Genomic DNA, 254 nt, shown 5'->3' with positions numbered 1-254 from the left:
ATTGCAAGAAATGAAAGCAGAACTTTTAAAAGATCTTGCTGTTGATCTTGATCCTCTTGAAGATCTCTGTATACTTGTAAAAAAAGCAATCCGGGAAGATCCTCCCATTGCGATGAAAGAAGGAAATATTATTAATGACGGTTATAACGAAGAAGTTGATAAGCTGCGCCGCGCAAAGTCCGATGGAAAAGACTGGTTGGCAAAGCTTGAAAATGACGAGCGTGAAAAGACCGGGATTAAAAATCTAAAGATTA

General features: G+C 38.2%; 1 protein-coding gene. It reads left to right on the top strand.

What is annotated here, in order from left to right:
* Window positions 1-254: hypothetical protein (locus tag NE637_RS15490; protein ID WP_256267822.1), on the top strand; the 254-nt coding region annotated here is incomplete at both ends.

The organism is Desulfovibrio desulfuricans (genome assembly GCF_024460775.1).
In the GTDB taxonomy this organism is placed as follows: Bacteria; Desulfobacterota; Desulfovibrionia; order Desulfovibrionales; family Desulfovibrionaceae; genus Desulfovibrio; species Desulfovibrio desulfuricans_E.
This window is presented reverse-complemented; position numbering and strand designations above follow the sequence as displayed.